Source organism: Bradyrhizobium sp. Ken51, assembly GCF_055807435.1.
In genome coordinates this window covers 60,619-79,596 of the sequence record NZ_JBVVPB010000021.1, presented here as the reverse complement: position 1 = coordinate 79,596, position 18,978 = coordinate 60,619, and the positions used below count along the sequence as shown (strand labels likewise).

At 59.6% G+C, this 18,978-nt stretch carries 16 protein-coding genes and 2 pseudogenes; 7 read left to right on the top strand and 11 right to left on the bottom strand.

Translation table 11 applies throughout. The features are described from left to right. Window positions 1–492 precede the first annotated feature (492 nt). Window positions 493–633 carry a hypothetical protein gene (locus tag AC0L27_RS29145; protein WP_473321142.1) on the bottom strand — a complete coding sequence of 47 codons (141 nt, stop codon included), beginning with the start codon at window positions 631–633 and terminating at the stop codon, window positions 493–495. A 311-nt stretch (window positions 634–944) separates the two neighbouring features. On the opposite strand from AC0L27_RS29145, the gene AC0L27_RS29140 reads away from it, so the two are divergent. Next, window positions 945–1,166, top strand: coding sequence for a hypothetical protein (locus AC0L27_RS29140; protein ID WP_027516267.1), 222 nt, complete (start codon window positions 945–947; stop codon window positions 1,164–1,166). A 53-nt stretch (window positions 1,167–1,219) separates the two neighbouring features. After that, the gene (locus AC0L27_RS29135; protein WP_473321140.1) at window positions 1,220–1,600 is read left to right on the top strand and encodes a hypothetical protein; all 381 of its coding nucleotides are present in this window, start codon (window positions 1,220–1,222) and stop codon (window positions 1,598–1,600) included. Window positions 1,601–1,640: 40 nt separating this feature from the next. Here the strand turns inward: AC0L27_RS29135 and AC0L27_RS29130 are convergent, their stop codons facing one another. The 4 genes from AC0L27_RS29130 to AC0L27_RS29115 all read right to left on the bottom strand — a co-directional run bounded on the left by AC0L27_RS29130 (window position 1,641) and on the right by AC0L27_RS29115 (window position 6,768). After that, complete coding sequence (locus tag AC0L27_RS29130; RefSeq protein ID WP_473321139.1) at window positions 1,641–1,943, bottom strand: hypothetical protein; 303 nt, start codon at window positions 1,941–1,943, stop codon at window positions 1,641–1,643. Window positions 1,944–2,556: 613 nt separating this feature from the next. Then, window positions 2,557–2,919, bottom strand: a complete 363-nt coding sequence (locus AC0L27_RS29125) for a hypothetical protein (protein WP_473321138.1) — start codon at window positions 2,917–2,919, stop codon at window positions 2,557–2,559. Window positions 2,920–2,965: 46 nt separating this feature from the next. Then, the gene (locus AC0L27_RS29120; RefSeq protein ID WP_473321136.1) at window positions 2,966–4,303 is read right to left on the bottom strand and encodes an alpha-amylase family glycosyl hydrolase; all 1,338 of its coding nucleotides are present in this window, start codon (window positions 4,301–4,303) and stop codon (window positions 2,966–2,968) included. Next, window positions 4,300–6,768 carry a 3-keto-alpha-glucoside-1,2-lyase-like domain-containing protein gene (locus tag AC0L27_RS29115; protein ID WP_473321135.1) on the bottom strand — a complete coding sequence of 823 codons (2,469 nt, stop codon included), beginning with the start codon at window positions 6,766–6,768 and terminating at the stop codon, window positions 4,300–4,302. Before AC0L27_RS29115 ends, AC0L27_RS29120 begins: the two co-directional genes overlap by 4 nt. A gap of 463 nt (window positions 6,769–7,231) precedes the next feature. Between AC0L27_RS29115 and AC0L27_RS29110 the strand changes: the two are divergent. Then, window positions 7,232–7,435: pseudogene (locus AC0L27_RS29110) on the top strand (DUF427 domain-containing protein); the annotation flags it as partial. A 76-nt stretch (window positions 7,436–7,511) separates the two neighbouring features. On the opposite strand, the gene AC0L27_RS29105 reads toward AC0L27_RS29110, so the two are convergent. Continuing rightward, window positions 7,512–7,718, bottom strand: a complete 207-nt coding sequence (locus AC0L27_RS29105) for a hypothetical protein (RefSeq protein ID WP_275170256.1) — start codon at window positions 7,716–7,718, stop codon at window positions 7,512–7,514. Window positions 7,719–8,049: 331 nt separating this feature from the next. Between AC0L27_RS29105 and AC0L27_RS29100 the strand changes: the two genes are divergently transcribed. Then, window positions 8,050–9,120 (top strand): hypothetical protein, encoded by a 1,071-nt coding sequence (locus tag AC0L27_RS29100; protein WP_211397511.1) that lies wholly within the window; start codon window positions 8,050–8,052, stop codon window positions 9,118–9,120. Between the two features lie 66 nt (window positions 9,121–9,186). On the opposite strand, the pseudogene AC0L27_RS29095 reads toward AC0L27_RS29100, so the two are convergent. The 4 genes and pseudogenes from AC0L27_RS29095 to AC0L27_RS29080 all read right to left on the bottom strand — a co-directional run. Beyond that, window positions 9,187–9,342 (bottom strand): annotated as a pseudogene (locus AC0L27_RS29095) (ATP-dependent DNA ligase); the annotation flags it as partial. Window positions 9,343–9,503: 161 nt separating this feature from the next. Beyond that, on the bottom strand, window positions 9,504–9,962 hold the full coding sequence (locus AC0L27_RS29090) for a hypothetical protein (protein ID WP_473321133.1): 459 nt from the start codon (window positions 9,960–9,962) through the stop codon (window positions 9,504–9,506). 80 nt (window positions 9,963–10,042) lie between these two features. Further along, window positions 10,043–11,071, bottom strand: a complete 1,029-nt coding sequence (locus AC0L27_RS29085) for a hypothetical protein (RefSeq protein ID WP_473321132.1) — start codon at window positions 11,069–11,071, stop codon at window positions 10,043–10,045. A 498-nt stretch (window positions 11,072–11,569) separates the two neighbouring features. Further along, entirely contained in the window at window positions 11,570–13,357 is a 1,788-nt protein-coding gene (locus AC0L27_RS29080) for an SUMF1/EgtB/PvdO family nonheme iron enzyme (RefSeq protein ID WP_473321130.1), read from the bottom strand. Here AC0L27_RS29080 and AC0L27_RS29075 point away from each other — a divergent pair. Genes AC0L27_RS29075 through AC0L27_RS29065 form a run of 3 tightly spaced genes read left to right on the top strand, consistent with a single transcriptional unit; the run spans window position 13,341 to window position 17,312 of the window. Then, entirely contained in the window at window positions 13,341–15,041 is a 1,701-nt protein-coding gene (locus AC0L27_RS29075) for a caspase family protein (RefSeq protein ID WP_473321129.1), read from the top strand. The genes AC0L27_RS29080 and AC0L27_RS29075 overlap by 17 nt on opposite strands. 26 nt (window positions 15,042–15,067) lie before the next feature. Then, window positions 15,068–16,294 carry an OmpA family protein gene (locus AC0L27_RS29070; protein ID WP_275170261.1) on the top strand — a complete coding sequence of 409 codons (1,227 nt, stop codon included), beginning with the start codon at window positions 15,068–15,070 and terminating at the stop codon, window positions 16,292–16,294. After that, complete coding sequence (locus AC0L27_RS29065; RefSeq protein WP_473321126.1) at window positions 16,239–17,312, top strand: DUF4399 domain-containing protein; 1,074 nt, start codon at window positions 16,239–16,241, stop codon at window positions 17,310–17,312. Before AC0L27_RS29070 ends, AC0L27_RS29065 begins: the two co-directional genes overlap by 56 nt. A gap of 78 nt (window positions 17,313–17,390) precedes the next feature. Here AC0L27_RS29065 and AC0L27_RS29060 read toward each other — a convergent pair whose 3' ends face one another. Beyond that, complete coding sequence (locus AC0L27_RS29060) at window positions 17,391–18,977, bottom strand: methyltransferase regulatory domain-containing protein (RefSeq protein WP_473321198.1); 1,587 nt, start codon at window positions 18,975–18,977, stop codon at window positions 17,391–17,393. Window position 18,978: the final 1 nt, after the last annotated feature.

Sequence of the window (18,978 nt, the reverse complement as noted above, 5' to 3'; positions counted from 1 at the left end):
ATACTTTGCGCATCGTTATGCTTTGCTACTGTTTCCCGGAACGGAGGGGCGGACATGGACCGGTTAAAGGAAGCATTGGGGCACCTCGATCCCCCTCACTGTCCGAATTGCCGCATTACCACGAGATGGTTCCGCTCTGAGCTGGTGCGAGATACTCCAGAATCGATAATCGCCAACCTTTTCGTCTGCTCAAACTGCAAACGCGCTCAGCGGAGCGATACAAATTCACTCCGATGCGCGTGCCGCCCGACAAACTGGCATCCCCGCGGTTTCGCGTCTTGACTGATGGAAGGTAAGCCGCCAGGGGGGCCCTAACTGAAGCGCGCCGGAAGAGTGGCGGGCGCCAGCCGAATGGGGCTGTCCATTTCGATCAGGAAGCAGGACGAGGGCCGCAGCTTAGGAGATCGCCGGGTGTCACAACACCTGACGACCAGAGCGCTCACGGGCCAGCTACGGTACCGGATGAAAAGCCGTTCTGCGATTGCCTGTTTCTCAGAGCGCAAGCGACGCCAGCCTGAGCTCTGCCGCGAGACGCTCGGCTTGGTCCGCCGCTCCTTGTCGGTCTTCTAAGATCATTCCGCCCTGATGCTGGCATGTTGCATCGGTGACAAGCTCGAATTCGTAGTACGGCATGAAAGCCTCTCTAGAAGGCCCCGCTCAGAGCGTACCTGCGCTCCCCATCAGGTGAATTATCGTATCTGAATGCGAAAGCTGGTTTGTGGAAGGATGCGGACCGACTTTCGACCAATGGCCATCCGGTGACGCTGTGGCGGGCTGATGCTGTTCGCCGAAGTCCACAAAAACTGCGCCCTGGCTTGCGGGCCATCTGCGTACCACCATACCGAAGCCTTGGTTGCGAGGCGCGAAAGGCAGTAGCTTTGGTGCGATCGAGGAACTTCGGAGCTTCAACAATATTCTGTCATGATCAACAAGGAGGGATCCGCATGCCGATCCAGACCGTGATGGACAGTACCGGCGACAGCCGTCACTTCTTCGATGCGGACGATGCAGGGGAAGTAGCCAAGGCGGAGCAGCGATTCCGCGAGCTGACGAACGTCGGCTTCACCGCCGCGGTCCGGACCGGTTCAGGTCAGGTGTCGCGAATCCGATCGTTCGACCCCACTGCGGAAGAAACTCTCTTCTTCCCCAGGCTGGTCGGCGGCTGAATCGCTGAGCCGTGTGGCTGTTCAGGCCGTCGCGGCCGGGTGAACGCTCACGGATGCGGGCTGCAAAGGCGCTGTTCATTAGACACGGCGCCGAGAGGACTCCGGAAGGACGCGCGCTGCTGCTGCTGCGGCAGTGCCTCTCGCCCGCCCAACGGCGGCAATTCGCGCAAACGGGCTATTTCGAGGTAATCGGCGGCGATACGGGCAACCGCTATAGGATCTATGCGGGAGCGGCTGCGAATGTCTGCGAGATCGGCGAAAACGGTCGCCCAAAGATAGGCTTGTGTTTCCTGCCCGTTGGCGACCTTCCGATTGGAGACGTCATGCTGGCCCAGAAGATCGCGCTCGAAACGTGCGAGGGCAGCGCGCTCGCAGTAGCCCGAAAGTTCACTCCCAGCGGTTTCTTGTTCAGCCGGTCCCGCCCGCTTCGGTAGCCGCGGCGTTGCGTCGCGCGTCGGTGACGTTGCGTGCTGCCTATCGCCGCTGGCAAACCGCAGCGGTATGCTTGGAGCGATAGGTAGAGTGGAAGTCGTCCCACTCAGGGGCCCGACCGCCGCCTTCGCCGGAGAAAGCTGTGCGGGCTTCGTCCACAAACACCTGATCATGAACAGCGCCATTTCCCGGAACGAAATGGCTTAACACTAGCGTTTTGACCCCTGCGGCTTGAGCCACTTCGCCCGCCTGTTCGAGCGTAAGTGCATTCCTTGAAACACTTTTAAAGAGGTTGTCGGCGGTCTCCTTATCGAACCTGCCTACTTTCACAGCTGCATCGAGCACCTGACGCATTCCCGGAAGATATTGCGCCTCGCACACGAACACGTCAGCGCCCTTTCGCAAGATTTGATGAGAGCGTCGGTCTTTCGGGTATCACCAGAGAAAACGATAGAGCGATCTGCAGTGTCAAAGCGATAAGAGAGCGCCACTGGGTACCCGCGGGCGATGGCCGAAATACTGGGCGCTGCAGCGCGCCGAACCTCCAAAAGCCGTGTGACGGTGGATATGACCTCCTTGGCGCGCGATTGCCGAAATCGCGAGTATAGAGATGGCCAGGGAGCGCCGCGCCTCTGGGTGAGGCGAGTATCACCGTCAGAGAGGCATCGATTGGACGATCCGATTTAGCCCTGCCATTTTGAGGATCCCAACCGCTACCCAAAGACTCTGTAACGTTGGTCCGCAGGATTTCAGATTAGCTGCCGCTGCGGCCGCAGCGGTCGGATATCGATCCTGCCGTGAACCGGGCGCAAGGGCAGTCCCCGGGCGCCTACGTCAGCGTCCAGATCCGTCCATAATGCGATGGGATATTTAGATCTACTTGCCGGAGCGAAAGCACGTTCCTCAGGTCGAGAGCGCCGCCATGCAGCTCTTCGGCGTAGTCACCGGCCATCGGAAACTAGAACGGGACGGTCCGGTCGGTGTCGCTGAAATTGACAGCGACCAACGTGTAGTGGGCGCGTGCGTAGCGCGCGAACAGCAGAACTCCGCACTGCTGATAGCGATCCCAATCGTTGAAGAAGAAGTACGTGCCCTGACGAATGTGGTCGCGTTGCCGCCGGATCCGCAGCAGCCTGCGGATCAGGCTCACGATCGGCCGGCCGGACTCATCGTAGAAGAAGTCCCACCGCATCGGTCGCAAGAGCGAGACGCGGCCCATTCCGAAATCGGGGAGGAAATAGCTTTCGGCGAATTCCTCGCCTTGCCAGAGCATCGGAATTCCTTTGCTCATCAGAAGGCCGATCAAATAGGGCTGCAGCATGTACGAGCGCGCCCGGTCGCCCTCGGCGAACAGCGGATTGCCGGCTTCATCGGGGTTGGAGGTGCCGAAATTGCACAGGAAGCGTTCGTGATCGTGGTTCTCGATGTATTGAAGCGCGGTCTTGGGGATGTCGTCGCCGTTGACAATCTCCCGGTCGGGGTAGCCGAAGAGACCGAGCTGCAGACCGAGGTCGGCGAGCCGGCCGCGATCCCCCTGGGCCACCGCGCGTGCCGCGCCATAGGTGCCGTTCTGCCACGTGCAGTTGGAATAGGTCGACCGCAGCACGTCCTCCGGGGCTTCGAGCTGCTCGGCCATCTGCACGAGCCTCAGCGGCTTGCCGGCCGCTCCGTCGAAGCGGGCTCCAGTACGGGCGACCTGCGGCGATGTTCGCCTTGGTCAGCTGGTGCGTCTCATAGACGAGACTCGCATAGCCCACGCCCACCGGCCCGTCCCAGTAGTTCGGGAAGCAATCGTAACGGAAGCCGTCGACGTGATAGACCTCCAACCAATGGTGATTTGCGGTGTAAAAGTAGTCCCGCGTGATCTCCCGATTGAAATCCGTGCTCTTGCCGAAGTTGCTGAAGTAGTCCTTGGCAAACGGCCCCATGAACGGATTGTCGCGGTACCGCAGCCGCGTGTAGGCGTCGTAGTACGGAAAATCCACCCCCGTATGGCCATAGACGACGTCCACGATCACCGCGATCCCGTGCTGATGGCAGATGTCGACCAATTGCTGGAAATCCCACCGGTTGCCGAAGCGCTCGTCGACGCCGAAATAGCCGATCGGCAGATAGCCCCAGTCGACCGAGTTGCCGACGTTGGACAGCGGCATGATCTCGATGGCGTTGATCCCGAGGTCGGCCAGGTAGGCAACGAGCCCGCGAGCGCGGTCGAGGTCGCTGCCGAACTCGGCGATGTTCACCTCATAGAGGATCAGATCTGCCAGCGCCGGCGTCCGCCATTGCGCCTCGCCCGCACTCCAGACGTAGGGCTCATAGCCTAGGGTGAAGGCGGATTGCCTGCCGACATCGAACTCGCGCGCGAAAGGGTCGATGATCCAGTCGAGCGTGCATACGCTCGGATTCGTGATCGTGTAGCGATAGACGTAGCGGCCCGGATTGCCCCAGGCTGAGCCCGGCACTGCAGGCGGCATACCGGCGATGGGCACCGTGACTGACCAGAAGTCCCCATACGGCGGACGAACTCTGTGTGTGAGCTGAAGTTCCCGAGCCGGAAACGCCTGAAGAAACTGATCTGCCTCATGGATGATCTTAACGGTGACGACGTTGCCATCGGCCGCCGACACCCAAGGGAGCCAGAGTCCGAACGTCACCGTGCCGCGTGCTTCGACGGCGCCCAACGATCCGAGTGGCATCAAGTTCATGCCACCGCGCCTTCCAACGACTTCCATTGAATGTTGCGAAAGAACACGCGGCCCGTGTGCGTTTGCAGGCCGATGAAGCGCGGGTCTTGCGCGGTGGACGGCAGCCCGCGGCGCGGAGACTGCGGACCGCCGGCGAAATGGAAAATGTTTACCGCCTGCCCGTTCAGCGCGACCGTGATGTCGGCCCCATCGACGGTGATCTCATAGTTGTTCCATTCTCCGACCGGATGGACGGTCAATGGACCGTCGGTCGGTCCCTTGAAGGCGTAGACTGCACCCGTCCTGTGGATCGGCGCATTGTCTGGACGGGCCAATTCGTCGATCTGAATTTCGAAGCCGAAGTTGACGCCGACATAGGCCGTGTTGTCGTAGCCTTCGTTTCGAGGGTCGGGGAAGCCGATGAAGACACCCGAATTGTCGCCGGGTGCCGTCATCATCCACTGCAGCCGCAGAACGTAACGAGGAGGCGTGGGGCGCTTTAGCCAGAGCAGCCCAAGGTCCGTTCCCGTTCGCGCCTCGAGCACGCCGCGCCGGACCCGGAACGAGCCAGGGTCGTTCCGACCAGGCTGGTTGCTGATCGTCGACATTGTCCAGTCGCCAAGAGAGATGCCATCGAACAGCGTCTCGAATCCCGCATCGGCCGCGAGGGATGGCGGCGCCATGATCAGGTCGCCCGTGCGGCGCGACAGCGCGATCCCGGTCAGCATCGGGTTGGGAGAGCCGATGCTCGGGAATAGCGCGGGGCCGGCCGCATACAAGTTTTCGGTGTGATGGAAGCGTCCGTTGCCATCGGTGACGCTCGCGGCCGGGTCGGTGCCCATCCAAAGCGTCCCGGCTTCATGATGCGTCGTCCCGAGCCCGTCCTGGTTGCTCTGGAGCACCTGCATCGGCTGCCCGTTGGCGAAGATGGCGGCGACCTTCTGCATTGTCGCATCCATGGCGGCCCAAAGATCCTGATCTCGCTGTGTCGGTGTTAGCGCAACCGATGCGCGACGAACGCCGTATTCGTCGGTGCGCGCGCTCAAATCGACCCGGCTTGGGTGGGCGGCGGGATTGGCCGGATCGGCTGGCTCCATCTCTCCGAGCCCCCTGATTGCAATTGCGACATGCGTATCGGTCGAGGTCCGCAGCTGGTCATAGAAGTCGACGTCGGGCACCTTGCGGTAGAGTTCGTCCTCGCCGCCTACGGTATTGCCGCCGCCGCTCGCAGCAATCTGAAGGTGGAAGTGGCCAATCAGATCACCATTCGGGCGCGTCGCCCGTCCCTTCACGAACATGGCCGCGGTCTGCAGTTCGTTCACCGCCGACGAAAGCCCGGAAATCGCCGAGCGCGGCACGCGGATGACAAGGTTTGAGCGAAGGTGAGCGATCAGGTTCTTGCCGACGAGCGGCAGGGTCGGAAAGCCGGTGCCATCGAACGACGCCAGAGCGAGCCGCGCGTTCTCGATCGTGCCGAGCGCCATGATGACGGCACCGCCCGGAGCCAGATCAATCGGGCCGCGGCTCGTGTCGATGCCCGAGATGCGCCAGGTGCCTGCCGCGGTCGGCACGCTACGCAGCGTCAACACATGCGTGTCGGGCAGCACCATGAATTCCTTGACGGAATCGTTGCCGTTGGAGTCGCTCGCCGCGGTCCGAGCCGCCTTCATCAGCAGCGGAACGACGCTGAACTTGTTCAGCGGAAAGAACCCCGCATGTGGCGGGCGCGCCTGCACAGCAAGCGGCGCTTCCAGCTTCAGCAGGTTCAGCAGGTCGTTTTGCGAAAGCCCGCCGCTCGACGACAGACCGAGCAACTGTGCGGGGTCGGCGCCAGGCTTCAGCAGCGGCGAGGGTGGGAGCGCGTCGAGCGTAATCGCCCCGGGCACGCTGGACAGATTGTCGAAGAGCTGGCGACGAAGCGCGTTTTGCAGTTCACCGAAAATGAAGTCGTTCGCCTCGTCGACACCGATCTGCCACGAACTCTCATCGAAATAGCGGCCGTTCAGTTCGGCTACGGTATTTGCCGGCCAACCCGACATCTCCTCGTCCAGCAGACGAGGCGACCAACCGCCCCAATAGAGTGATCGGCCTCCGAGCGTATACGCCAGTCCCTTGAAGGGAACGGTCGACTTCCAAGGAATGCCCCAAACCTCGTTGCGTGGCGGCTCAGGCTGCGGCAGGTTTTCGTTAAGAAAGAACGGATTGGTCGGATCGCCAAACCCCTGGATTCCCGTGTTCTGGACGTGCTCAGGAACGGTGAACAGCCCGGCGTCTATGACCAGTGTCCGTAATCCGCCGCCACTCTGCTTCTGACGAAACCACAGATGCTCGGCGATAGCCGAGCCGAACGTACCGCCTCCCACAATGATGAAATCGAACGGACGCCCGCCTGCGGATTTCCACGCATCAACCTCCGCTAGGTTGTTGCAGAGGTAGCGGCCCTGGATGTCTTTGGTGAACGAGGTCGTCTCGGTAGTGATCGCCATTGCCCGCCTCCTGGTGCAACCCTCGAACTCGCTTTCCTGTTAGGGCACGATCTCCTTCAACCTTAAATGAGCTAGTTCACAGATTGCTCTTACTTTCAGCCGCAGCGAGAGCGGCCTCGCTGCGCGGGATCGGTCGAGTTCCAATCTTCGTACTGGAGCCGCTCCCGGCGCCAATTGGAAACGCGGCACCTCGCAGGACCGTCGAACACGCTCTAGCTCTTCGACACGGGCGAATACCTTTCTCGCGGCCGGCTGGCAGAACGTCACAACGGCGCCGATCGGGATGCGACGCGGCACGGGAGCGGGGACCATTCGGGAGATCAGGACGTCAACTCAGTCGCGGTAACGACAAAATTCGTCACCGTTCTCATATTCAAAGCAGATCTTGACGCGGCGGCGCGGTCGATCCTCATCGCGATATCGGGAGCGACGGTCCATATCTTCCATCATGCGTCCCACGGCAACCAATGCTGCTTTTGGCAAGCTACCAAAGGGTACGGTCGAAACGTTGGTTAAGCCTGAGAACAAGGCGACCCTGACTTAGATCCTCACGTACCACTTCCCTCCCACAGATGTGGCGCTCGCGCTGTTGCGCCGCGTCGAGGGTCATTCGCTTTGTGAGTTTAAGGGCGTTGCGGAATATCGGACGATCAGCGTCGGTGGGCGCCGCTGTCCTGCGACCGGGAATCCCGCCTTGGCTACCCTGTTCGCCGTCGAAGGCTCCGATCATGACTCCGCCGCCATCAGCGCCGGCGTGCGAACCACATTCCGAGCACGAACGCGACCGCGAGCGACTGCAGCGGCGCCTGGACGGTTGCTTTCCGGAGACGATCGGCCCAATTCGCGGCGGGGTCTTTCTGGGATTGCGGCCGGCGCGTCTCTGGCGCCTGTTCCTGCTCGTTCACCAGCCCGGAGGCTTCCGTCATCGCCGAGGCTTCCTTGATGTCCATGCGCGGGTGAACCCGGTCTCGGGCGCGGTGGCGCTGGGCACGTTGCTGGCGGCTGTGACGTTGCCGGTGGTGGTGTGGGTGGTGGCGAGGTGAGGTAGGCTGTGCGCGATAACTCGCTTTTGGAGTAAAAACTTCATTGATGTCATCCAGCTGTTTGGCATCGAACGCAATCCCCACATCAGCGTTCGTGGCGACACCTTGTCGTCGCTGTCCAAAGCTGTGGTCTGCGTGAACCCCTGACAGCACACTCGTTATAAATCCATTTCGGCGCATTTGAACCGTTCCAAACGCTCAACTGACCAAAAAAGACCTGCAATATAGGAGCAGTTCCATGGGCATTCCCAAAGATGGGACGGTTTCGGTCCGCATCACATGCGTTGGTCACGCCAGCCGACGCTGGAGAGGTGCCCGCACGAAGGCGGCGGCGTCCGCACTGAATCAGCGCCTGTCGGAATTCAGGGCGAAAACGATCTTCGACCAGGTTGATCCCATCGTCAAAATGCAGCTGCCGGGATTGCCCGTCGCGCTTGGCCAAAAGGCAGTCGGGAGCACGGAACCGTTTCCGACGGCCGGCGAAGATAACGCCGCCATCGATCGCAGTGTCGTCCTCATGGTCGACCTAGTTTGGACAGGTACGGGCGGTTACAAGAGGGTGCACCGTCCGCCTCGGCTTGTTTATGCGCCGAGCACCTTCTGGGAGATGAAAATCGCAGCGCTCTTTGGCGCCTCGGGTATCGGCGTAAAATCGAGCTTGCTCCGCGTGAAGATCAAGAACTTGAGTACAGGGCGCGAACTGTCGCTTTTTGGGCCGATTATCGGCGGTGATCTGACCATCGGACCCGGCATGTTCAAGAAGGTGCCCAAGGTGTCGCCCGTCAGCTTCGACAAGTTCGATCCCAAACAATTGCGGGATGCGCAAGTGGGCAAGCCCGTCGTGTTCACGACACCGCTCATGGACTTCGAAGACTGGATCAACGGATCGGAAGGCCAGCTCGTGCGGGTCGTTCACGGTCATCTTAAAACCGGCGTGACCAAGTCGCAGACCAGCTTTCTCCAGTTCGTCAGCGTCGATACTCATCCCGGCTCATTGGTCTTCGATCTGAAGGCGCTCGGTTTCTCGTTGGGTATTCCCGAGGTATCCAATCAGGTGCAATCCGGAACACTCAAAGCCGAAAATCATCCGTCAGACCAGTATCTCGTCGACACACCTGATGACGTTATTCCTGTCCAAGTCGCACAGCACCGCAGCGAAGGCCTTCTGATCAGCTTCCCAACTGAAAAACATAAATGGACGGATTTGAGTTCGAGCGAGCAAGAGGAAGTGAAGCGATTTGTGTTGAACAGAACGGCAGCCATTCGCGCTTTGTCTGACTTCAAGGATGTGGTCGCCCCGACGCCGTGATGGGGCGGGTAGCTGGCAGACTGATTTCCCGACGGAACTGTGGCTTCGTGCTTCGAGGGCCGTCCAGTCATGGCCGTTGCGCGTGAACAGCCGGACACGGTTGCCGTCACGCTGGACGATCAGGCGATAGCCGTCGTGCTTGATCTCGTGGATCCAGTCGGGACGGTCGGGGACTTTGGTGCTACGAGTCGGCAGACAAGGCTTAAAGGAGGATTTCAGCATTCCGGGATAGGCACTCTCGAACGCGAATCCAGCGGCTCTCGAGCGCTTGAAACGATCGTACCAGTCCGCCATTCCATCTGACGAAAAACGTTCATTCGACGTGGGAAGCGCCCATCTCGGCAAATGCACGGATTCGAACTGCTCCCACACATACATGCCGTTCAATGGATAGCGCCTCTCGGAGGACCAGCCAGCTGCGGCTTCCTCGGCCGTGAAAATTCCGTCCCTTTGCGCTTCCAGAACCTGACCAGTGAGCGCTTGTGCCCACTGATGACGGCAGCCTGGTGAGCACTCGCGATGGCCGCGCGGATGCTGTAGTCGCGATCACTGACCCAGATTTCCAGAAACGGTTGCCGAGCTTCGTTGGCGCGGCCGTAGGAGTGATAGAACCAAAGCCCGAAGTCGCCGTCGCTCTCATCGACCTTCAGCTCGGCCTGCCATTGTGGGTAGACCAGCAAGCCGGAGATCTCGTATCCACGGGTACCAGCGATGTTGTGAGTGGTGCTTTTGCCGAAGCCGGTCACCTTCGTTACGCTGGTGATGTAAACGTCGAAACAGTCCCACTCTGCAAAGGAAGCTTGCGTCTTTTCATCCCAACAAGGCCGTTGTTCTTTGACCATTTTGCCGGATCGGTGCTGTTGACCCAAAGGTGCTATTCAACGTCTAGCGTGATGTCCGGCTTCTGTCCGTTCTTCGGATGCTAACCGGGGAACTCGCGGAACTCCTTGACGAGATTAAACGGAATTTTCCACCCGGCGCCTCCTTCGCGCATCAGCATCTTGATGTCCTCCGTCCTGTTTTCTTTTCCGGTTTTTGGATCGGTCTCCAGTGTGTGGCCGTTGCTGTCCCAAGGTTTGGTCGCGCTCTTCGAGTAGTAGCCGAGAAAATGCCCGGCTTCATGGGCAGACGTGTTAGGCCCGCGTTGCGAGCTGATAAAGGCAAGGTCCAACGATCGAGCAAACGAGCCATTGGGGAAGGAGCCATTGGACAGAAGCTTGTCGACACAGAAAATGGTTAAGTGGGCGCCCAGGACTTTGTGTTTGGCGAAGAAGCCCTTCAGTTTTTCGACATCGATCATATCGGGAAAGGTCGCCAGGCTCGCATCCTTCATGCCAGTCGCGTTGGCGAGCTCCTGTTTGATGGCAGCCTGCGCGTCGTCGATGAAGAGCCAGTCGCTTGGCACTCGCTCGAAGCGGATGTTGGCCTGCGGCTTCCATATATTGTTCATCGTCAGCAATTCATCTTGCTCGCTGCAAGGCTTCTTGGCGTGAAACATCGGAGCGCCGCCGCTGCCCGGAACCATGACATTGCGGAACGCCACCTTGATCTTGATTTCCGGCAGCACGACGACATGGAGCTTGGCTTCGATCTTCCGGTCGGCCGACCGGGCCACCACCTCCAGACCGGGAAAGCCAATCGGCTTAATTCGGCCATTGATTTCGAAAAACCGTGCATCGCCATTGAATGTGGCGGGAAGTGACGCCGCCCTGAGCTGCGGATCGATATCGGGTGCGGAGAATGCATCTCTGGCCTGCATGACGCGTCTAAGGGTATCGGCGCCATCGATCTCCTTTATTGCGAGGGCATGGGCGTTAGGATCGACTTCGAGCTTTCTTCCGGGATCGATCAGGGCCACGATGTTCGAGCCGCCGAACGGCACCACCACGCCTGGCGGGCTGCGGCGCTCATCGATGCCGGAGCGGCGGAAAACCTCCTGGAAAGCGGCCATGTCCGGTTCTCCTGTTCTAGTTCGGCGCGTCAACGCGAAGTTTTGCGCGCGGGCGGTTTGAATCAAAGCGCCGGCTCAGTCGAAGTGTATGGTGTCGGGCCCGTCTGGGTCGTCAGGCCCGACAGGAAGAGCTACAGCACGAAGTAGGTGCGAAAATCGGCTAACCAGCTCGTTTTCACTTACCTTTGCATACCCTCAAAGCCCTGCGGGCGCTCGTGGCTTCGAAACCGGCAATAGGAATCCCACCTTGCCAGGTCCCGCCGATAACCGTTGAGTCCTACTGTGAAAATATCTTGTCCACAGCACCCAGATCGCGCTTCACGTGGTCAGCCTCGCGCCTCGGCACGGATTGGTCGCATCCGAACTGGGACGGGTTCAAATGCCGGAATGTTCAATGAAGTTGCCAGCGGTCCAGCTCAATTCTGGTCAGAGTCACACGTCAACGGTGCCTGGGCTAAGGCGGTTTGAACCTGCCGACCGGAAACTCCGATCACCGTCCTAGTCGCCGTCCTTCTCGCGAACGACTCGAAATCCATTCGCCTGATAGCGAACATTGAAATCATATCTAAACCGTGCGGCTGAGCGCAGATATTTCGGGTCATTATTAAACGAGCCGCCCCGAAGCACCCGCTCGGGACAACCCGGTTTGACCGAAGCGGATCCATCAGTGGGCGTCCCTCGATACCCCTCGGTCCAGCAATCCTCGACCCACTCTGCGGCATTGCCGGCCATGTCATAAATATCGAACGCATTTGGTTTGAATGATCCAACCTGCATGGTGGCATGGGGCGGTTCACTGGTGCAGCCCGCACAATTTGCGCGGTCCTTCTCCACTGACCGGCCCCAAGAGTAGGGTGAACTGGTGCCGCCTCGGGCGGCGTACTCCCATTCACTTTCCGTTGGCAGTCGGTAGGTCTTCCCGGTCTTTTGCGACAGCCATGCGGCATAGGTTTTTGCGTCGTTCCAATCGACATCAGTGACGGGACGGCGGCCGCGTCCCGCTCCGGCATCGGCCGGCCGATAGGTGCAGCCTCTGTCCATGACACAGGCGTCCCACTCATCGTATGTGACTTCGTACTTACCGATGTAGAACGGCTTGCGGATCGACACCTGATGCACAGGGCCTTCAAACGGGAAGACCTCAGTCGAACCCATGTTGAAATTGCCTGAAGGTATCAGCACCATCTCCGGGCATTGGGAACAGTCACGAATTGTAGACCTCGGTGGCGGCGAGACCGGCGGCGCGGGCGTGTTGGTCACAGTCGGTGTTTGCGGCTTTGCCGGGCTGGCTACCGCGCCAAGGCGTTGCAGGCCTGCCCGCGCCTCGGAGGCATACGGACCGTTCGGATAGGCATCGAGATAGGCCTGAAAATCGGCCGCGTTGTTGCTGCTCTTGATCGTATCCCAGAAACCTTGTTCCACCGTATCCGGCGGGTTGCCCAATCTCGCGACCGCGCGCGACGCCGTGTCTGTTGGTTCGTTGCGGCCTGTAACGACAAAGTCAGCGGCCTCGAGCGACGCTTCCCAGGGGAGTTGCTTGTTGCGGCTTCCCTTTGCGACCGCAGCCCGGGTTTGGCCAAATGCTTCCTTGAAGGTTCGACCGGGGGCCTTGGCGGCTTTCACTAACTCGTCAGCAAACAGGCTGAGCGCTCCCTTTTGATCCTCCACGACCTGCCCGGGGAGTGCGGGGTAAGCTTGAGTGATGCCCTGGATAGGACTGACGTTGGCGAGCCCAATTGCCTTGACCGATGTCTTTTGCTGCCATGGATTTCTCCTCGCCGCATCAAGGATAACGGCTGAACCTCTGGGCCGGGCAACGATCAGCGGATCGAGAATGAGATCGCCATCCACCGCATTGGAGTGAATATCGAGGTCCGATGCAATGGTACCGTCGATCGGGATGAGAAAATTGCGGCCTTCATACTGGATGGCATGACCGGAGAAGTAGACGACGGCGGTGGCACCGCGTTCCAGTTTTTGGCTGAATTGTTGGATTGCCGCATCCATATCGGCATGTCGCGCATCCTGCGCATAAACCACGTCAAAACCACCAGCCTTCAAAAGCTCGGCGATCGCTTTCGCGTCGGAAACCGCCGTACGGACAGGCGACTGCGGATAAGATCCATTTCCGATAACGAGAGCGACCCTCTTGTCGGCCTGCGCAGCACTCGCGTTCTGGCCCCGGGCGGCCGAAAGAAAAAAGAGCTGCGGGATGAACGCGCCAGCCGCAAAGGCGCACAAAACAACGAGCACCTTTAAAGTGCGGCCCATGCCTGACAGTTTCATCGCTTCATCAGCCCTGGACCTGGATCAACGCAAAATGCCCCAGACTTGGATCAGCGCAAAAACTCCGGTTCATATGCGGTCTGCTCAGCCTGAAGCAAACGAACGGGCGCAGTGTGCAAATATGTTGGTGAAGCTAACACGCTGGCTGAATGGAAACAAGAAGTTGCGAGATTCGGCGATTGCTCCTAGTCTCAGATTACCGGTGCCGCTCGGCAAGCCATTTGGCGGAACTCCGTTCGTGAAATTCGTTTGCACGCTTTGCTTGATTGCTTGTTCCATGTGCCTGTCTCTGCTTCTTTCGCCAGAGGCGCACGCTGACGGGCGTGTCGCGCTAGTCATAGGCAATGCGGCATATGCCAATGCCACATTGCTCCGCAACAGCCGCAACGATGCTGACGACATCTCCGATCAATTGCGTCGCCTCGGGTTCGAGGTCATCGACGGTCGCGATCTCGATGGCCGTGGCATGCGCGCTGCATTGGCGCGTTTTGCGCAGAAGCTGCGGGGCACTGATGCTGCGTTGTTCTATTATTCGGGCCATGGGCTTCAGATTGAAGGTCAGAACTACCTTGTCCCTGTCGATGCCCAAGTCGATCCCGATTCAATCGTGACATTCGACCTCGTGAAGCTTGACGATGTTGTCGAAGCGCTCGGATATAGCTCGGGAACGCGACTTATGGTTCTGGATGCCTGCCGGACCAATCCGTTTGCGAAGGCTATAGCCCAACGCAGCGGCAATCGCGGCGGGGAAATCACCCGAGGACTTGCCCGGATCGACCGGACTCAGGGCATGTTGATCGCCTATGCGACCCAGGCCAACGCGGTGGCGGCTGATGGTACCGGCCGCAACAGTCCGTTTACAAACGCGCTGGTTCGCGAGATGCAGGAACCGGGGATCGAAGTCGGCGCGCTATTCCGGCATGTCGCCGTCAGTGTCAACCGTGAGACGCGCGGGCAACAAACACCGGAGCTCTCGGTCTCCCTGCTGGGGGATTTCTATTTGAATCCCCAAGAGAGCGATCTGGACGCATGGAAGAAGATGGGACCGCTGTCTTCCGCGAGCGTTGCGACATTGAAGGCATTCATCACGAAGTTTCCGTCGAGCAGCCTTGTCGACGCGGCCCGTGCCCGGATCGACACCATCGAGAATGCCAACGAGCGCGACCGACTGGTCAACGAATACAACGAGAAGGAGCGGCAGCTTCGGGTTGATCTGGAGCAGGCCGAAGCCGGCTTCCGAAAAGCCAGCGAGGAATTGGCCCAATTGCGTAAGCGCGAGGAGGTCAGGCAAGCCGACGAGGAAAAGCGATTGAGTTCGAGCGCTCCCGCGCAACCGTCCAGGCCTTCGCCTCCCGAACCTGGCGCCGAGGAAAAAGATCGGCGTGATCAGCTCGCGAATGAAGTAGCGGCACTCGAGGCAAACAGGATCAGATTGGCCGAGCAACGCGCCACACTGGAGCGCGCGATGGCGGAGAAACTGTCGAAGGCGCAATCCGATCGTGAGCGCGCCGAGCAACGCCTTGCGATCGAGACTGCCCGGCTGCCGTCGGTCGCGGCTGACTCGCGGGCAGCCCCTGCGCCGACTCGGCAGAAATCGACGCCCCGTTGCCAGGAGATTAATGCACGTGCGCAACTGGGTGACATATCGGAATCCGATCGCATTGCCCTTCGCCAATGTCGCTAGTTCATTTTAATCAAGGTTGAATAGACATGATTGATCGCGCTCCAATCGTCACCTGCTTCGCGATCGGCTTCCTGATGACGTCCATCCAAGCGTGCTATGCGCAGGCGACCTCGCCAACGCCTTCGCCGCCACAAGCCTCTTCGGCGCCGCCGCCACCGCCCACGCCGATCCCTTTCGACGACGCGCTGTTGCGGGCCGCCAACGATCTCTTTTCCAAGGCTACGGTGCCCGCGGGGTCGGACAAGGTTGAACTCATCATCGATCCGTTAATCGACGCTGCGACCGGCGCGCAATCAGCTGCAACCCGCTTGATGCAGGAGCGCATCAAGGACCTCGTGGCCAAGTCATATCCCCGCTTCGCCGTGTTGCCATTTTCCAGCGAGGCCCTGAGCCGCGCTCCTGTTGTCCTGATCGGGACCTTTACAGCGATAAACAATGCCGGTGCACCTGACGGTGTTCGAGACGCCTATAGGATCTGTCTTGCATTGGCAGACCTTCGCAGCAAGAGCATCGTATCGAAGGCCGTTGCGAGGGCAAAACTCGACGGCGTTAAAGCCGAACCCACGCCGGCCTTCGCCGAGGCTCCGATCTGGACCAATGATCCGGCGATTGCCGTCTACATCAAGACCTGCCAGGGGACGAAGCTGGGCGACCCGATCGATCCCCTATATGTCGAGAGGATCGCCACGTCGGCATTTGTGAGCGACGCAATCCTCGAATACGACGACAAACGCTATCGAGAGGCGCTGGCGTTCTATCGGACGGCCCGGCAAATGTCGGGCGGCGACCAACTTCGTGTTCATTCTGGTATTTATCTGTCCAGCTGGAAGCTTAATCGCCGGACCGATGCCACCGAGGCATTTGGCAGTCTCGTCAAGTATGGCCTGACGGCCAATAAGTTGTCCGTACGGCTTCTGTTCAAGCCGGGCACGACGCAGTTCCTCGATGACCAGAATATCACCGGTCCATACCCGATGTGGCTAAGTCAGATCGCGTCGCAGGCGATGCAGAACGATTCCTGCATCGATGTCGTTGGGCACACATCAAATACCGGACCGGCGCAAATCAATGAACGCCTATCGGTGCTAAGGGCGCAGTTCATCAAGGATCTCCTGCAGAGTGCTTCTCCCAGCCTGGCTGACCGGCTGAAGGCGGTCGGCGCCGGATCTCGAGAATCGATCGTCGGGACGGGCCGCGATGACGCGAGCGATGCGATCGACCGCCGCGTCGATTTCAACGTACACCGATGCTGAATGCGCATTGAAGTCTCGAAGCTGCCGCGCACTCTCAATTTTTGTCTTGTTGGCCACGTTCATTTCCTTCAATCCAGAGCGCACCGCGCTCCAAATTATCGGCCTTAGGGGGTCTCTCATGGTATCGAAAGCCTTGGTCGCAATGACGACGTCCCTCCTGATTTTAGCGGGAGCGTTCGGCTCAGCGCATGCACAGCCAAAGCCCGCCGGCGGTCCTACAACCTCGCCTGCTGGTGCTGCGGTCTATTTCGTGGACATCAAGGACGGGCAGACCGTCCCGACGAAATTCACCGTTCATTTCGGTTTGAAGGGAATGGGCGTAGCGCCAGCCGGATCCGACAAGGGAAACTCCGGTCACCATCATCTCTTGATTGATGCCGAGCTGCCGCCGATGGACAGTCCCATTCCGAGCGACTTCAATCATCTGCATTTCGGTGCAGGTCAGACCGAAGCCGAAGTTACGCTCACGCCGGGAGACCACACACTACAGCTGCTGTTGGGCGACAAGAATCATGTGCCGACGTCACCGCCGCTGTTCTCTGATCGTATCCATGTTCACGTCGTCGATCAGGCTGCAGCCCCGTCGGCCCAGGCCACGCCGCATTCGGGACGTCACCCATCGCCCTCCGGAGCGAAGGTCTATTTTGTCTATCCCGTGGACGGGGCGTACGTCACGCCAACGTCTGTTGTCCGTTTCGGCCTGGTCGGCATGGGCGTTGCTCCCGCCGGCTTCGAAAAGGCGAATACGGGGCACCACCATTTGCTGATCGATACCAGCCTGCCGCCATTTGATCAGCCGATCCCCAATGATTTCAACCATCTTCATTTTGGCGCGGGTCAAACCGAAGCCAAAATCAATCTGCCGCTGGGTCGTCACAAGCTGCAGCTGATCCTGGCCGACGAAAATCACATACCACACGATCCCCCGGTTTTTTCGCAGCTTATCAATGTTGTGGTGACCGCCAACGGTCGTAAGCCGCCGACGCGGAAACATCACCGAATATCGCACTATCATTAGGCACGAGACGGAGACACGCGAACGCGCGCAGCCCACCGCAGTGGTCTCGCGCCTCGCTTTGAGTTGAGATCGATCGCCTCAGGCGACCAACAGGCCCAGCTTGCCGACCATCGCAAGCGAGCGTTCAACGCTCTCTCGAGTTGAAAGCAGCAGCGGCTCTACTGGCTTTCCGTCCTTGTCTTTTTGTTCGATCCGGATGCTGGAGCCAAATGCTTCGGTCATCTCGGCCGTGATCTGGTCGATCGTGTGAAGGCCGTCGAGCAATTGCAGGAAATGCCGGGTTCGATCGTCCTCCAACTGCACTGTTTGGTGGAGCAGGTTGGTGACGTGCGGACTTGTGTGCGACTGTTTGCGGGCCAGTAAGCTCGCTTGCGGCCGGTCGGTAATTTCCTTCAGCAGGAATGGCGGCGATACCAGGAAGGAGACCTCGCCGCTGCAGCACAGGATGTACATCGCCTCCGTCAGGACCCGTTCGTCATCGTCGGCGTGACGGCCATCCAGCAGCGCGCGCGCACCGTGCAGCAACTCGCCGAATGACAATGCGCGCGGCCACGCGCGGCCGAGGCACAGATGCGCTGCCTTCAGGAGGGGATTGGTCAATGTAATCCTGCTGCCGTTCTGGATCTCGAATTCCATTGCAGAATCGTCTGTCACACAGGCTTCGGGATCGACGGCGCTGGTCGTGCTCAAGAGGTGGTACCGCCTGACGAAATCTGTGTCGATCTGCCGGTCGAGGGAAACATTGTCGTGGCAAAACAAGGTGCGCCGGAAGCCGTTGCCGTCGATGAAATCCTGATACTGGTCGCGTGCCATGAACTCGCTTTCCGGGAAATGCTGCAGCGTGGCACGGACCTCCTCGGAGTAGCCGGCGAGATAGCGGCGCGAAAAATCGGAATCGCCCAGATACTGCAGGCCACGCTGGGCGGCATCCTCTGCGACTTCGTGCAACAGGAAGGCGGTCGCGCCATCGTCGAGATCGTCGTGAAACAACAATTCGTCGGGAGACTTGAGAACGCGGTTGTACTGATCCCGCATGATCGCGCCGTGAACCGTGTTGGCCTTCGAGCCTTCGCTCAGGAACTTCAGGATCGCGCGAGCCTGTCCGACCTTCTCCTTCATGCCGGTGAGGCGGCGGGTGTGATACCGCATCATGTCGCGGGCCATGTCGCGGAGGTGCGAGAACGGATGCGCATTGTAACTGACGTAGCAGATCCCGCGCGGTGACAGGTTCTGCTTGAAGATCGTCATCATCTTCTCACGCACGGGCGGTGGCACCCATGAGTACACGCCGTGCGCGATGATGTAATCGAACTGTCCGAAGCTTGGATCGACATTCATGATGTCGCAATGGAGGAGCTTGATGTTGCTCAGGCCAAGTGTCGCGATATTTTTCTGGCCGCGCTCGATCGTCACGCCGCTCAGGTCGACACCGACGAACTCGCTGTCCGGATATTGAAAGCCCATTGGCAGAAGATTGCCACCGACGCCGCAGCCGAGTTCCAGTACTCGGCAGCACTCGACCGGCGCAGGTTGCATGCCGTAGACGGCGGCAATCGTTGCAAGATGGTTGGGGTGGGTGAGCCCGTAGACGTGGCCGGGATAGTAGACCTCGTCGTACCGTGTTGGGCCGGTCGTCGAAGGGCGATGCTCAGTGTGAACATTCATC

Bases quoted from the DNA above. Each gene is read 5' to 3' on its own strand.
- AC0L27_RS29145 (WP_473321142.1), bottom strand. From the start codon at position 633: ATGCCGTACTACGAATTCGAGCTTGTCACCGATGCAACATGCCAGCAT.
- AC0L27_RS29140 (WP_027516267.1), top strand. From the start codon at position 945: ATGCCGATCCAGACCGTGATGGACAGTACCGGCGACAGCCGTCACTTC.
- AC0L27_RS29135 (WP_473321140.1), top strand. From the start codon at position 1,220: ATGCGGGCTGCAAAGGCGCTGTTCATTAGACACGGCGCCGAGAGGACT.
- AC0L27_RS29125 (WP_473321138.1), bottom strand. From the start codon at position 2,919: ATGCTGCAGCCCTATTTGATCGGCCTTCTGATGAGCAAAGGAATTCCG.
- AC0L27_RS29120 (WP_473321136.1), bottom strand. From the start codon at position 4,303: ATGAACTTGATGCCACTCGGATCGTTGGGCGCCGTCGAAGCACGCGGC.
- AC0L27_RS29115 (WP_473321135.1), bottom strand. From the start codon at position 6,768: ATGGCGATCACTACCGAGACGACCTCGTTCACCAAAGACATCCAGGGC.
- AC0L27_RS29105 (WP_275170256.1), bottom strand. From the start codon at position 7,718: ATGGACATCAAGGAAGCCTCGGCGATGACGGAAGCCTCCGGGCTGGTG.
- AC0L27_RS29100 (WP_211397511.1), top strand. From the start codon at position 8,050: ATGGGCATTCCCAAAGATGGGACGGTTTCGGTCCGCATCACATGCGTT.
- AC0L27_RS29090 (WP_473321133.1), bottom strand. From the start codon at position 9,962: ATGGTCAAAGAACAACGGCCTTGTTGGGATGAAAAGACGCAAGCTTCC.
- AC0L27_RS29085 (WP_473321132.1), bottom strand. From the start codon at position 11,071: ATGGCCGCTTTCCAGGAGGTTTTCCGCCGCTCCGGCATCGATGAGCGC.
- AC0L27_RS29075 (WP_473321129.1), top strand. From the start codon at position 13,341: ATGCCTGACAGTTTCATCGCTTCATCAGCCCTGGACCTGGATCAACGC.
- AC0L27_RS29080 (WP_473321130.1), bottom strand. From the start codon at position 13,357: ATGAAACTGTCAGGCATGGGCCGCACTTTAAAGGTGCTCGTTGTTTTG.
- AC0L27_RS29070 (WP_275170261.1), top strand. From the start codon at position 15,068: ATGATTGATCGCGCTCCAATCGTCACCTGCTTCGCGATCGGCTTCCTG.
- AC0L27_RS29065 (WP_473321126.1), top strand. From the start codon at position 16,239: ATGACGCGAGCGATGCGATCGACCGCCGCGTCGATTTCAACGTACACC.
- AC0L27_RS29060 (WP_473321198.1), bottom strand. From the start codon at position 18,977: ATGAATGTTCACACTGAGCATCGCCCTTCGACGACCGGCCCAACACGG.